Origin of the sequence: Mycobacterium ahvazicum (assembly GCF_900176255.2) — a bacterium.
Lineage (GTDB): Bacteria > Actinomycetota > Actinomycetes > Mycobacteriales > Mycobacteriaceae > Mycobacterium > Mycobacterium ahvazicum.
On record NZ_FXEG02000002.1, the window covers coordinates 123,410 to 135,955 of the forward strand.

Sequence of the window (12,546 nt, forward strand, 5' to 3'; positions counted from 1 at the left end):
CCGTCCAAGTGAGGTGCGTCACATGCAGGTGCCCGGGCCCTTCGAATACGAACGCGCAACCAGTGTCGACCACGCCATCGGATTATTGGATCGGTTGGGGGAGGGGGCACGAGTAGTCGCCGGCGGGCACAGCCTGCTGCCGATGATGAAGCTGCGCATCGCCAACCCCGAATACCTCGTCGACATCAACGACCTGGCGCTCGAACTCGGGTACGTGATCACCGATCCCACCCTGGTCCGCATCGGTGCCATGACCCGTCACCGCGAGCTGCTGGATTCCGATCCGCTGGCCGCCGTCTGCCCGATCTTCCGCGACGCCGAACGCGTGATCGCCGACCCGGTGGTGCGCAATCGCGGCACCCTCGGGGGCTCGCTGTGCCAGGCGGATCCGGCCGAGGATCTGTCGACCGTGTGTGAGGCGCTGGACGCGGTGTGCCTGGCCCGCGGGCCGTCGGGCGAACGTGAAATACCGATCGACGACTTCATCGTCGGCCCGTACGAAACCGCACTCGCCTTCAATGAGATGCTCGTCGAAGTGCGAATCCCGCTGCGGCACAATACGTCCAGCGCATACGCGAAAGTAGAACGGCGCGTTGGTGATTGGGCCGTCGCGGCGGCGGGCGCGGCACTCACCCTCGACGGTGACGCCATCGCCGGCGCGCGGCTGGGCCTGACCGCCGTCAATGCCGACCGCAGTGCGCTGGCCGACGTCGCGGCCGGGCTGGCCGGGCGGCCGGCCACCGACGAGGTGTTCGCCGACGCGGGACAGCGGGCCGCGCAGGCCTGCGACCCGGTGACCGATGTGCGCGGCACCGCCGAGTACAAGCGGCATCTGGCCGCCGAATTGACCACTCGCACCTTGCGCACCGCCGCCGAGCGAGTGCGTGCCGGAGGGAATTAAGGCGATCGCCAGCGCGGCCGAGCCGGGTGCAGCGGGTCGCCGACAGAAAGGAATTAGCAATGCAGGTGAATATGACCGTCAACGGCGAGCAGGTAAGCGCCGATGTCGAGCCCCGGATGCTGCTCGTGCATTTCCTGCGAGACCACCTGCGGCTCACCGGGACTCACTGGGGCTGCGACACCAGCAACTGCGGAACCTGCGTGGTCGACGTCGACGGCGTGCCGGTGAAATCCTGCACGATGCTGGCCGTGATGGCCTCGGGCCACAGCGTGCGCACCGTCGAGGGCCTGGCGAGCCCGGGTCCCAGTGGCCGGCTGGACCCGGTGCAGGAAGGCTTCATGCGCTGCCACGGCCTGCAATGCGGCTTCTGCACGCCGGGCATGATGATCACCGCCCGCGCCCTGCTGGACCGCGCCCCGGACCCCGACGAAGAGACCATCCGGGAAGCGATTTCGGGGCAGATCTGCCGTTGCACCGGATACACCACGATCGTGCGGTCCATCCAATGGGCCGCATCGCACTCAGCTCCCGTGGAGGCCGGCTCATGACCACCTTTAAAGGGGAGGCATCTCGCCCGCCGTCACCGGAAGACCTGGCCGACAACGACCAGAAGCCCTGCGGCTACGGCCGGATGATGCGCAAGGAAGATCCCCGATTCATCCGGGGCCACGGCAATTACGTCGACGACGTCGTGTTGCCGGGCATGCTGCACCTCGCGATCCTGCGCTCGCCGTACGCGCACGCGCGCATCGTCAGCATTGATGTGACTGCCGCACAGGCACATCCGAAGGTAAAGGCGGTGGTCACCGGTGCCGACCTGGCCGAGAAGGGCCTGGCCTGGATGCCGACGCTGTCCAACGACGTGCAGGCGGTGCTGGCCACCGACAAGGTGCGCTTTCAGGGTCAGGAGGTGGCGTTCGTCGTTGCCGAGGACCGTTATTCGGCACGCGACGCGCTGGAACTCATCGACGTCGAGTACGACCCGCTCGATCCCGTGGTCGACGTGCGCACCGCGCTCGATCCGTCCGCGGCGGTGATCCGCACCGATCTGGAAGGCAAGACCGACAACCACTGCTTCGACTGGGAGACGGGCGACGCGGCCGCCACCGAAGCCGTGTTCGCCAAGGCCGACGTGGTGGTCAAGCAGGAGATCGTCTACCCCCGGGTACACCCGGCACCGATGGAAACCTGTGGTGCGGTGGCCGATTTGGACCCGATCACGGGAAAGCTGCGGCTGTGGTCAACCAGCCAGGCGCCGCACGCACACCGCACGCTGTATGCGTTGGTCGCCGGTCTGCCCGAGCACAAGATCCAGGTGATCTCGCCGGACATCGGCGGCGGATTCGGCAACAAGGTGCCGATCTATCCCGGCTACGTGTGCGCGATCGTCGGCTCGCTGCTGCTGGGCAAGCCGGTCAAATGGATGGAGGACCGCAGCGAGAACCTCACCTCGACGGGCTTCGCGCGCGACTACATCATGGTCGGCGAGATCGCGGCCACCAACGAGGGCAAGATCCTGGCGATCCGCTCCACCGTGCTGGCCGACCACGGTGCCTTCAACGGCACGGCGGCCCCGGTGAAGTACCCGGCGGGCTTTTTCGGGGTGTTCACCGGCAGCTACGACATTGAAGCCGCCTACTGCCACATGACCGCGGTGTACACCAACAAGGCGCCCGGCGGCGTCGCCTACGCGTGTTCGTTCCGGATCACCGAGGCGGTGTACTTCGTTGAGCGGCTGGTGGATTGCCTGGCGTTCGACCTGAAGATGGACCCGGCCGAGCTGCGGCTGCGAAACCTGCTGCGGCCCGAACAGTTCCCGTACCGGAGCAAGACCGGCTGGGTGTACGACTCCGGCGACTACGAGACCACGATGCGCAAGGCCATGGACATGATCGGCTATGACGCACTGCGGGCCGAGCAGAAGGTCAAGCGGGAGCGCGGCGAGCTGATGGGCATCGGCATGTCCTTCTTCACCGAGGCCGTCGGCGCCGGCCCGCGCAAAGATATGGACATCCTCGGCCTCGGCATGGCCGACGGTTGCGAGCTGCGAGTGCACCCCACCGGCAAAGCGGTGGTGCGGCTTTCGGTGCAGACGCAGGGCCAGGGCCACGAGACGACGTTCGCCCAGATCGTCGCCGAGGAGCTGGGAATTCCGCCGGACGACATCGACGTGGTGCACGGTGACACCGACCAGACGCCGTTCGGGCTGGGCACCTACGGCAGCCGCTCCACGCCGGTGTCCGGGGCGGCCGCCGCGTTGGTGGCCCGCAAGGTCCGCGACAAGGCGAAGATCATCGCGTCGGGCATGCTCGAGGTGTCGGTCGCCGACTTAGATTGGGAGAAAGGCAAATTCCACGTCAAGGGCGACCCGTCGGCAGCGGTCACCATTCAGGACATCGCGATGCGCGCACACGGCGCCGGCGACTTGCCCGAGGGCATCGAGGGTGGGCTGGACGCGCAGATCTGCTACAACCCGGAGAACTTGACCTACCCTTACGGCGCCTATTTCTGTGTGGTGGATATCGATCCGGGCACCGCGGTGGTCAAGGTGCGGCGCTTCCTCGCCGTCGACGACTGCGGCACCCAGATCAACCCGATGATCATCGAGGGTCAGGTCCACGGCGGCATCGTCGACGGTATCGGGATGGCCCTGATGGAGATGATCGCCTTCGACGAGGAAGGCAACTGCCTGGGTGGATCGCTGATGGACTACTTGATCCCGACCGCGGTCGAGGTGCCGCATCTGGAGACCGGGCACACCGTGACGCCGTCGCCGCATCATCCGATCGGCGCAAAGGGCATCGGCGAATCGGCGACGGTCGGTTCACCACCCGCGGTGGTCAACGCGGTGGTGGATGCGTTGGCGCCGTTCGGAGTTCGCCACGCTGACATGCCGCTGACACCGTCGCGGGTCTGGGAGGCCATGCAGGGTCGCGCCAAACCACCCATCTAGCCGCGCCGGCGACGACGCAGACCGAGGGACGAGCGATGAGGAGGAGCGGCGCAATCCAGCCATGACAACGATCAGCCAGCGGGCTCAGGAATTGTTGGCGGCGCGGACACCGTTCGTGCATGCCACGGTGGTGCGTGCCCAGCCGCCCACGTCGGCGTATCCGGGCGACGAGGCAATCCTGTTGGCGGACGGGACAATTGAGGGGTTCGTCGGCGGGCAGTGCGCGCAGAATTCGGTGCGCAAGGCGGCGCTGGGTGTGTTGCAGGCGGGCGAGAGCGTGCTGCTGCGCGTGCTTCCCGACGGCGACGTGCATTTTCCCGAGGCCGCCGGCGCCTGCGTGGTGGTCAACCCTTGCCTGTCGGGCGGGTCGCTGGAGATTTTCCTGACGCCGCAGCTGCCGGCTCCGCTGATCCGGATCTACGGCGCCACCCCGATCGCCGACGCACTGATCGACGTGTGCGAGGTGCTCGGCTACGACGCGCGCCGTGACACCGATCTGTCCGACACCACCGCGGTGGTGGTCGCCAGCCACGGCGGACCGGAAGCCGAAATCATCCGTGCCGCACTGGATAACGGAGTCGGCTATATCGGCCTGGTGGCCAGCAAGGTCCGCGGCGAGTCGATCCTCAACGATCTCGAACTCTCCGAGGCGCAGCGGGCCCGCATCCATACCCCGGTCGGACTGCGGATCGGCGCCAAGACCCCCGCGGAGATCGCGGTGTCGATCGCGGCCGAACTGATCGCCGCCGTGCGCGACGGCAGCCTCGCCCGGCTGAGCTTCCCTGCGACCAGCGCACCGGCCGAGGCCGTCGATCCGGTATGCGGCATGACGGTGCCGACCGGCCCCGGTACCGAACACCTGGAGCTGGAGGGCGCCGACTACTGGTTCTGCTGCCCGGGCTGCCGATCGGCGTTCGCCGCCGACAAGGATGCCCAGTGACGTTCGACAGCCCCGAGGACGTGGTGCGCCAGTTCGATGCCGAGGACTATCTGCTCGACACCGGCACCGCGTCAGCGATCTATTTGGCGATCACTCTCGGCCGGCCGCTGCTGCTCGAGGGTGAGCCGGGCGTCGGCAAGACCACGGCCGCGAAAACCCTTGCGGCGGTGCTGAACACCCCGATGGTGCGGCTGCAATGCTACGAAGGCCTGACCGCGCACGAGGCGCTCTACGACTGGAACTACCAACGCCAGCTGTTGTCCATCCGGCTGGCCGAGGCCCGTGGTACCGGCATCGAGGAGGCCGACCTCTACACCGAGACCTATCTGGTGGACCGGCCCATCCTGCAGTGCGTGCGCCACGGCGGGCCGACGCCTCCGGTGCTGCTGATCGACGAAATCGACCGGGCCGACGACGAATTCGAGGCGCTGCTGCTTGAGTTCCTCGGCGAGTCCGCGGTGACCGTCCCCGAGCTGGGGACCTTTGTCGCCGAGCGCCCGCCGATCGCGGTGCTGACCTCCAACCGCAGCCGCGACCTGCACGACGCGCTGCGCCGGCGCTGCCTGTACCACTGGATCGACTACCCGGAACCGGCCCGGGCCGCCGCGATCGTGCGGCGCACGGTGCCCGGCGCGGCCGCGCCATTGATCGAACGGGCCACCCAGTTCGTCGGCAGCACGCGCGATCTCGACTTGGACAAGCCGCCCGGGGTGGCCGAGACCATCGACTGGGTCGCTGCCCTGGTGTCGCTGGGCGTCGCGGACCTCGTCGACGATTCCGCCGTCATGAGCCTGGGGGCGCTGGCCAAGACACCCGACGACCGTACGCTGATTCGCGACGCGTACCACGCCTTTACCGAATACAGCCGCACCTGAGAGGACCCGCAGCATGAAGATCGCCAACCAGTTCACCGTCAGCGCGCCCATCGACCGGGCCTGGGATGTGCTGTGCGACCTGGAACAGGTGATCCCGCTGATGCCCGGCGCCCAGCTGACCGGCCATGAGGGTGAGGACTACCTGGGCAAAGTCAAGGTCAAGGTCGGGCCGGTCACCAGTGAATTCAGCGGCAAGGTGCGCTTCGTCGAACAGGACCGCGAGCAGTACCGCGCGGTCATCGACGGCAAGGGCAAAGAAGCCCGCGGCACCGGCAACGCGGCCGCCACCGTCACCGCGCAGCTGCAGGCCGACGGCGAGACGACCAGCGTCACCGTCGACACCGACCTGAAGATCGTCGGCAAGCTGGCCCAATTCGGCAGCGGCATGCTGCAGCAAGTGTCGGAGAAACTGCTGGGCCAATTCGTGGAATCGCTGGAAGCCAAGTTGGCCGCCGAGAAGACCGGCGCCGTGGCGACGGCCGAGACCAACGGCGCCGCGGCAACAGCCGAGCCGACGTCGCAGGAGTCGATTCCGGCCTGGCCGGCCAATCCCGTCCCGGGAACGCGGCAGGCGCCCGTCACCGAGCCCGAGCCGATCGATCTGTTGCAGCTGGCCGGTGGCGACCAGCTCAAGAAGTACGCCGTCCCGGCGCTGGCAGCGCTCGCGGCGCTGGTGCTCATCTGGGTGCTGCTGCGGCGGCGTTAGCGACTCGTGGACACCCCCTTGCTGCTGCGGGGCGTCGACCGGGCGGCCCTCGCCACGGCGCTGGTCGCCCGGCTGCGCGGTGCCGGGGTGTCCGTTTCCGCCAGCGGTCCGGCGAGTTTTGTGCAGGCGTTGCGAAAGCTGGCCCCGGATAACACCTCCGCGTTGTACTGGGCGGCCCGGCTGACGCTGGTCAACCGGATGGAGGATCTGGGCGCCTTCGACGAGGTCTTCGCGGCGGTGTTCGGAGCGGTCGAACTCGACGGCACCGGCGGCCCCGATTCGCCGCTGCCGTTGCCGGGGCGCAAGACGCCGGCCGCCGGCACGGTGCGACCGGGCGGCAGCGGGTCCGGGTCGACCGAAAAGTTGCCCTGGGTGACGCGGGGCAGCGCCGCCGCGCACGACTCGGCAAGTGCGAGCCTGCTGCTGCCCGACCTGCTACCCGGCCGGATCGCGGCCCTGGCCGACGAGTCGTTCGACCGCTTCGATCCCGAAGATCTTCGCCTGCTTGGCATGTGGCTGGAAGAGACGGTCGCGCGCTGGCCGCGCCGCCGCAGCCTGCGGTCAGAGCCCAGCCCGGCCGGCAAGCGGATCGACCTGCGGGCCACCATGAACGCGTCGCGGTCGACCGGCTGGGAATCGATGGTGCTGGCGCGAACCCGGCCGCGCCGCCGGCCGCGGCGAGTCGTCCTGCTCTGCGACGTCAGCCGCTCGATGCAGCCGTACGCCGCGGTGTATCTGCATTTGATGCGAGCAGTGTTGCGCCAGCAGGGAACTCGGCCCGAGGTGTTCGCGTTCTCGACGTCGCTGACCCGGCTCACCTCGGTGCTGTCGCACCGATCGGCCGAGGTGGCGCTGCAGCGGGCCAACGCCAAGGTCGTTGACCGTTACGGTGGCACGTTCATCGGCCGCAGTGTGGCCGGCCTGCTCGCGCTGCCACACGGCAACGCGCTGCGCGGCGCGGTGGTGATCATCGCCTCCGACGGCTGGGACAGCGACCCGCCCGACGCGCTGGAGCACGCGATGGCACGGCTACGACGCCGCGCCGAACTGCTGGTCTGGCTCAATCCTCGCGCGGCACAGCGGGAATTCCAGCCGCTCGCCGGGTCGATGGCGGCCGCCCTGCCGTACTGCGATTTGTTCCTGCCCGCGAACTCGCTGACCGGGCTGCGCGACCTACTGCGGGCGCTGGCGGGTTGAGGCCAGCCCGTCATTACTCGGGATAGTCGCCGACTTCCAAGTCTTCGAGCAGGCTCGGATGTGTTGGCTTCCAGGCGAACCGCTGTTGCGTCAGGGCGCTCGACGACGGCTGGTCGACGCCGAACATCGCGCCCAGCGGACCGAAGTTCTCAGCCGGGGCGGATTCGACGGGCACGCCGAGCCGGCGGCCGATCACTTCGGCGATCGCCCGCATCGGGTCGCCTTCGTCGCCCACTGCGTGCAGCACTGAGCCGGGCGGTGCTTCTTCGAGGGCAAGCCGGAACAACGCCGCGGCATCGTCGCGATGCACTGCGGGCCAGCGTTGGGTGCCATCGCCGACGTAGGCCGATACGCCGGTGTGGCGGGCGGCCTGGATCAGCAGGCTGGAAAAGCCATAGCGCCCGCCGGCATCGTGCACCGACCGCGGCAACCGCACGACAGCGGATCGGACCCCGCGTTGCGCGAGATCGATGACGGCCTGGCCGGTACGGCCGCGTCCGGCCACCGGGCCCCCGGCGTTGAACGGGTCTTCTTCGGTGCTCACCCGCCCGGGCACCGCCGGGGTTCCGCTCGCGAGCACCAGCGGCTTATCGGTGCCGATCAGCGCCTCGCCCAACGCGGCGGTCGCGCGGGCTTCGTCGCCGACCGCGTCCCCGGCGGCGGTGAAGTCGTGCGAGAACGCCAAATAGACAACGCCGTCGGTGTCGCGGGCCGCCTGCTGCAAGACGGCGAGGTCGGTGATGTCCCCGCGCAGCGGCTCGGCGCCGAGTGCGCTGATGGTTGCGGCCGAGGCGTCGGATCGGGCCAGGCCGACGACGTGATGACCGGCGGCGATCAGTTCTGAGACGACGGCCGAGCCGATTCCTCCGCTGGCGCCGGTGACGAATACACGCACGAGCAGCTCCCTTCATGGTGATGCGACTATGGTCCCATCACGATACACAGTGATGGGACGACAGTCGCATCACTAGGGTGGGGTCATGGCTCGTTGGCAACCCGATGCGCGCGAACGCTTGGTGGCGGCGGCGCTGGACCTGTTCAACGAACGCGGATACGACCAGACGACCGTCGCGGAAATCGCCGAGCGCGCGGGCCTGACGAAGAGCACGTTCTTTCGGCACTTCCCCGACAAGCGTGATGTGCTGGCAGCCGGCCAGGACGCCATCGCTCAACTGCTGCGCGAGGGCATTGCCGCGGCGCCTGCCGACGCGACACCGCTGACCGTGGTGTGCTGCGGCTTGAAGTCGGCGGCGGCGGCGTTCACGTCGTTCAACAAGGAACTGGCTCCCCGGCTCAAGGCCGCGATCGCGGCCAGTGCTGAGCTTCAGGAACGTAACGCGCTCAAGCAGATTGGGCTGGCCCTCGCGATGGCTGAGGCGCTGCAATCTCGTGGCTTCTCCGAATCGACCGCGGAGTTGGCCGCCGAGCTCGGCTCCCTGGCATTCAAGAAGGCCTATGCCCGCTGGGCCGAACCCGGCGAAGACCTCGACCTCGGTGCCATGGCGTGCGAAGAGCTAAACGAACTACACACCGCCGCAACCGATCTCAGCTGAGCTGAACCGGTCTTTCAGTGCGATGCCGGATCGGCCCAGCGTTCGCGCCCCGGCGACCAACGCGGCGGCGACGGCCGCGGCGGTGCGGTAGTCGAGGCCGTCGGGCGGATGGATGTTCGAGATGCAGTTGCGTTCCGCGTCGGTGAGTCCCGGTTGCGGTCGGTGCGTCAGGTAGATGCCCAGGCTGTCGGCGACCGAGAGCCCGGGGCGTTCGCCGATCAGCACTAAAACCGTTGTGACGCCTAATGCGTGGCCGATGTGGTCACCGAGTGCGACACGCGCCTGGGTGGCGATCACCGGCGGCGCGATGCGATAGCGGCCGTCGAATGCGCGGACCAAAGCATCGACCATGCTCGCGGCGTGGTCGGTCAGGGCGCGCGGCGACAACCCGTCGGCGAGCACAAAACCGATGTCCGCCTTGGCTTTTGGCAGGACAGACAGATCCGCGGGGAGTCGACCGAGATCGGGCCGGCGCAGGTACTCACCGCGTGAGGTCGCTTGGCTGCGCACCCGCAGCGGCTGGCAGACGCCGATGCCGTGCAGCTGCTCGGTCAGGTCGTCGATGTCGGGAGGTTCGTTGACGGCGTCGCGCGCCGCGGCGTGCGCGGCCTGGAACTCCAGCACCCGCCGGGTGGGTAGCGAGTTTCCGGCCCGCCCGAGCCCGATGCGCGCCTGCGTGCTGGCCCGCAGCGGCGCCCAGAGGTCGCTCATCAGCCGGCCGCCAGGGCGCGCAGCGGCGACGTCGCGAGGTCGACGGGAAGAACCCGGCCGCCGGCGTCGACCATGCCCAGGCTGGCCAGCCACGCTTCGAATTCGGGTGCGGGCCGCAGCCCCAACGCTTTTCGGACGTAGAGCGCGTCGTGAAAAGACAGGCTCTGATAGCCGAGCATGATGTCGTCGGCACCGGGAACGGCGATCACGAATGCGGTGCCCGCCGCACCGAGCAGCGTCAGCAGCGTGTCCATGTCGTCCTGATCGGCCTCGGTGTGGTTGGTGTAGCAGACGTCGACGCCCATCGGCAGGCCGAGCAGCTTTCCGCAGAAGTTGTCTTCCAGCCCGGCGCGGATGATTTGTTTTCCGTCGTACAGGTATTCGGGCCCGATGAAGCCGACCACGGTGTCGATCAACAGCGGCTGCAGCGCCCGGGCCACCGCGTAGGAGCGTGCCTCGAGCGTCTGCTGATCGACCGGCTTGCCGCCGACCCCGAGATGCGCCCCGGCTGACAGCGCCGAACCCTGTCCCGTCTCCAGGTACATGACGTTGTCGCCGACGGTGCCGCGGCGCAGCGACCGGGCCGCCTCGTTGGCCTCGGTCAACATCGCGATCGAGGTGCCGAAGCTGGCGTTGGCGCCCTCGGTCCCGGCGATCGACTGGAAGACCAGGTCGACGGGCGCGCCCTGTTCGATCAGCTCCATCGTGGTCGTCACGTGGCACAGCACGCACGACTGCACGGGGATGGCGAATCGCTGGCGAATGTCGTCAAGCAGGTGCAGCAGGTCCGACGCCGCGCGCGGCGAGTCGGTCGCGGGGTTGACGCCGATCACCGCGTCGCCGCAGCCCATCAGCAGGCCGTCGAGCAGCGCCGCGGCGATCCCACGCGGGTCGTCGGTGGGGTGGTTCGGCTGCAGCCGGGTGGCCAGCGTGCCGGGCAGTCCGATCGTGGTCCGAAAGGCGGCGGTCGCCGTCGCGGCGGCGGCCACCAGGATCAAGTCCTGGTTGCGCATGATCTTCGACACCGCGGCCACCATCTCGGGAGTGAGCCCGGCGGAGACGGCGGCGATCCGCGCGGCACTGTCGTCGCGCGACGCCGCTTCCAGCAGCCAGTCGCGGAAGCCGCCGACGGTCAGATGCGCGATCGGGCCGAACGCCTCGCGATCGTGACTGTCGATGATGAGCCGGGTGACCTCGTCGGTCTCGTACGGCACGACCGCGTCGTGCAGAAACGTCGCCAGCGGTATGTCTGCCAGCACCCACGCCGCCGCGGCCCGTTCGGCGTCGGAATCGGCGGCGCACCCGGCCAGCTGATCACCGGAGCGCAGCGGCGTCGCCTTCGCCAGCACGTCGACCAGCCCCGCGAAGGAGTACGTGGTCCCCGAGATGGTCTGCCGGTAGCGCATATTCAACAGTAAGACACCTTCGGTTCAGCAGCAGGTCAACTCCGCCGTGCGGCCTCGGCCTCGAGTGTGGGCGGCGACACGCCGCGCCGCCACCGTGGGCGCACGCTCGAAGCCCTGGATACACACTCAAGGCCCTAGACGCCCACGCCGGCTCTGGCGCCATGAGGCAGGATCGGTAGGTATGGACCAGCTATGGGCCAACCGGGCTGCCAGCTCCGAAGCCGCTGTTACGCAGCGCCACCTGAAACGGTTGTGGGGGTTACCGGGAACGCAGCTGGGAGTGGTGGCGTGGCCCGCGACGCGGCAGGCTCGGCTGTTCGGCACCTGGCATTACTGGTGGCAGGCGCATCTGCTGGATTGCCTGGTCGACGCGGAGCTGCGTGACCCACAGCCGCACCGGCGCACCGAGATCAACCGGCAGGTTCGCTCGCACCGGCTGCGCAACAACTTTCGCTGGACCAACAACTATTACGACGACATGGCGTGGCTGGCGATCGCGCTGGAACGCGCCGCCCGGATCGCCGGCGTCGAGCGTGGCCGCGCGCTGCCGAAACTCGCCGACCAGTTCATGAAGGCGTGGGTGCCCGAGGACGGCGGCGGCATCCCGTGGCGTAAGCAGGATCAGTTCTTCAATGCCCCCGGCAACGGGCCGGCGGGGATCTTTCTGGCCCGGTACGGCGAGCACCTGAAACGTGCCGCGCAGATGGCCGACTGGATCGACCAAACGCTGATCGACCCCGAGACCCATCTGGTGTTCGACGGCATCAAGGCGGGCTCGCTGGTGCGCGCGCAGTACACCTACTGCCAGGGTGTGGTGCTCGGTCTGGAGACCGAGCTGGCGAACCGCACCGGCGCCGAGGCCCGGGGCCGGCACGCGGCGCGGGTGCACCGCCTGGTGGCCGCCGTCAACGAACACATGGCGCCGTCGGGCGTGCTGAAGGGGTCCGGTGGCGGCGACGGCGGGCTGTTCGCCGGCATTACCGCTCGCTATCTCGCGCTGGTCGCCACCGCACTGCCGGGTGACTCCGCCGACGACGCGGTGGCCCGCGACACCGCGCGCACCATCGTGCTGTCGAGCGCGAAATCGGCCTGGGATTACCGGCAAACGGTGGACGGGCTGCCGCTGTTCGGCGCGTTCTGGGACCGCGACGCGACATTGCCGACGACCGCGGGCGCCCAGGCGCAATTCGTCGAGGGTGCGGTGAACGCCTCCGAGACTCCGGAGCGCGACCTTTCGGTGCAGCTGTCGGGGTGGATGCTGATGGAGGCCGCATGTAACGTCACGGCCGAATCGTCGCATTAGA

The 12,546-nt window shown here is 68.6% G+C and carries 11 protein-coding genes and 1 pseudogene; 9 read left to right on the forward strand and 3 right to left on the reverse strand.

All coding sequences use genetic code 11. The features are described 5' to 3' along the window. Positions 1–22: 22 nt before the first annotated feature. The 7 genes and pseudogenes from MAAFP003_RS02715 (at position 23) to MAAFP003_RS02745 (ending at position 7,572) form a co-directional block, all read left to right on the forward strand. On the forward strand, positions 23–901 hold the full coding sequence (locus tag MAAFP003_RS02715; RefSeq protein WP_096284220.1) for an FAD binding domain-containing protein: 879 nt from the start codon (positions 23–25) through the stop codon (positions 899–901). Positions 902–960: 59 nt separating this feature from the next. Further along, a complete protein-coding gene (locus MAAFP003_RS02720; RefSeq protein WP_096284222.1) occupies positions 961–1,449 on the forward strand; it encodes a (2Fe-2S)-binding protein in 489 nt (162 codons plus the stop codon). Beyond that, entirely contained in the window at positions 1,446–3,854 is a 2,409-nt protein-coding gene (locus MAAFP003_RS02725) for an aerobic carbon-monoxide dehydrogenase large subunit (protein ID WP_096284224.1), read from the forward strand. The genes MAAFP003_RS02720 and MAAFP003_RS02725 overlap by 4 nt, the downstream gene beginning before the upstream one ends. 61 nt (positions 3,855–3,915) lie before the next feature. After that, a pseudogene (locus MAAFP003_RS02730) lies at positions 3,916–4,614 on the forward strand (XdhC family protein); the annotation flags it as partial. A 176-nt stretch (positions 4,615–4,790) separates the two neighbouring features. Beyond that, on the forward strand, positions 4,791–5,669 hold the full coding sequence (locus MAAFP003_RS02735) for an AAA family ATPase (RefSeq protein WP_096284229.1): 879 nt from the start codon (positions 4,791–4,793) through the stop codon (positions 5,667–5,669). Between the two features lie 13 nt (positions 5,670–5,682). After that, on the forward strand, positions 5,683–6,375 hold the full coding sequence (locus MAAFP003_RS02740) for an SRPBCC family protein (protein ID WP_096284231.1): 693 nt from the start codon (positions 5,683–5,685) through the stop codon (positions 6,373–6,375). A gap of 6 nt (positions 6,376–6,381) precedes the next feature. Beyond that, positions 6,382–7,572, forward strand: a complete 1,191-nt coding sequence (locus tag MAAFP003_RS02745; RefSeq protein WP_096284233.1) for a vWA domain-containing protein — start codon at positions 6,382–6,384, stop codon at positions 7,570–7,572. 13 nt (positions 7,573–7,585) lie between these two features. Here MAAFP003_RS02745 and MAAFP003_RS02750 read toward each other — a convergent pair whose 3' ends face one another. Continuing rightward, complete coding sequence (locus MAAFP003_RS02750) at positions 7,586–8,467, reverse strand: SDR family oxidoreductase (protein ID WP_096284235.1); 882 nt, start codon at positions 8,465–8,467, stop codon at positions 7,586–7,588. Between the two features lie 85 nt (positions 8,468–8,552). Here MAAFP003_RS02750 and MAAFP003_RS02755 point away from each other — a divergent pair, with 85 nt between their 5' ends. Next, positions 8,553–9,125: a TetR/AcrR family transcriptional regulator gene (locus MAAFP003_RS02755; RefSeq protein ID WP_096284237.1), complete on the forward strand. Its 573-nt coding sequence runs from the start codon at positions 8,553–8,555 to the stop codon at positions 9,123–9,125. Here the strand turns inward: MAAFP003_RS02755 and eutC are convergent. Together eutC and MAAFP003_RS02765 are read right to left on the reverse strand one after the other, a co-directional pair. Then, positions 9,096–9,836 carry an ethanolamine ammonia-lyase subunit EutC gene (eutC, locus tag MAAFP003_RS02760; protein ID WP_096284239.1) on the reverse strand — a complete coding sequence of 247 codons (741 nt, stop codon included), beginning with the start codon at positions 9,834–9,836 and terminating at the stop codon, positions 9,096–9,098. The genes MAAFP003_RS02755 and eutC overlap by 30 nt on opposite strands. After that, on the reverse strand, positions 9,836–11,242 hold the full coding sequence (locus MAAFP003_RS02765; protein ID WP_096284241.1) for an ethanolamine ammonia-lyase subunit EutB: 1,407 nt from the start codon (positions 11,240–11,242) through the stop codon (positions 9,836–9,838). The genes eutC and MAAFP003_RS02765 overlap by 1 nt, the downstream gene beginning before the upstream one ends. A 181-nt stretch (positions 11,243–11,423) precedes the next feature. Here MAAFP003_RS02765 and MAAFP003_RS02770 point away from each other — a divergent pair, with 181 nt between their 5' ends. Further along, positions 11,424–12,545 (forward strand): glycoside hydrolase family 76 protein, encoded by a 1,122-nt coding sequence (locus tag MAAFP003_RS02770; RefSeq protein ID WP_096284243.1) that lies wholly within the window; start codon positions 11,424–11,426, stop codon positions 12,543–12,545. Position 12,546 lies beyond the last annotated feature (1 nt).

Excerpts from the sequence above, each read along its gene's own strand:
- MAAFP003_RS02715 (WP_096284220.1), top strand. The coding sequence starts at position 23 with ATGCAGGTGCCCGGGCCCTTCGAATACGAACGCGCAACCAGTGTCGAC.
- MAAFP003_RS02720 (WP_096284222.1), top strand. The coding sequence starts at position 961 with ATGCAGGTGAATATGACCGTCAACGGCGAGCAGGTAAGCGCCGATGTC.
- MAAFP003_RS02725 (WP_096284224.1), top strand. The coding sequence starts at position 1,446 with ATGACCACCTTTAAAGGGGAGGCATCTCGCCCGCCGTCACCGGAAGAC.
- MAAFP003_RS02740 (WP_096284231.1), top strand. The coding sequence starts at position 5,683 with ATGAAGATCGCCAACCAGTTCACCGTCAGCGCGCCCATCGACCGGGCC.
- MAAFP003_RS02755 (WP_096284237.1), top strand. The coding sequence starts at position 8,553 with ATGGCTCGTTGGCAACCCGATGCGCGCGAACGCTTGGTGGCGGCGGCG.
- eutC (WP_096284239.1), bottom strand. The coding sequence starts at position 9,836 with ATGAGCGACCTCTGGGCGCCGCTGCGGGCCAGCACGCAGGCGCGCATC.
- MAAFP003_RS02765 (WP_096284241.1), bottom strand. The coding sequence starts at position 11,242 with ATGCGCTACCGGCAGACCATCTCGGGGACCACGTACTCCTTCGCGGGG.
- MAAFP003_RS02770 (WP_096284243.1), top strand. The coding sequence starts at position 11,424 with ATGGACCAGCTATGGGCCAACCGGGCTGCCAGCTCCGAAGCCGCTGTT.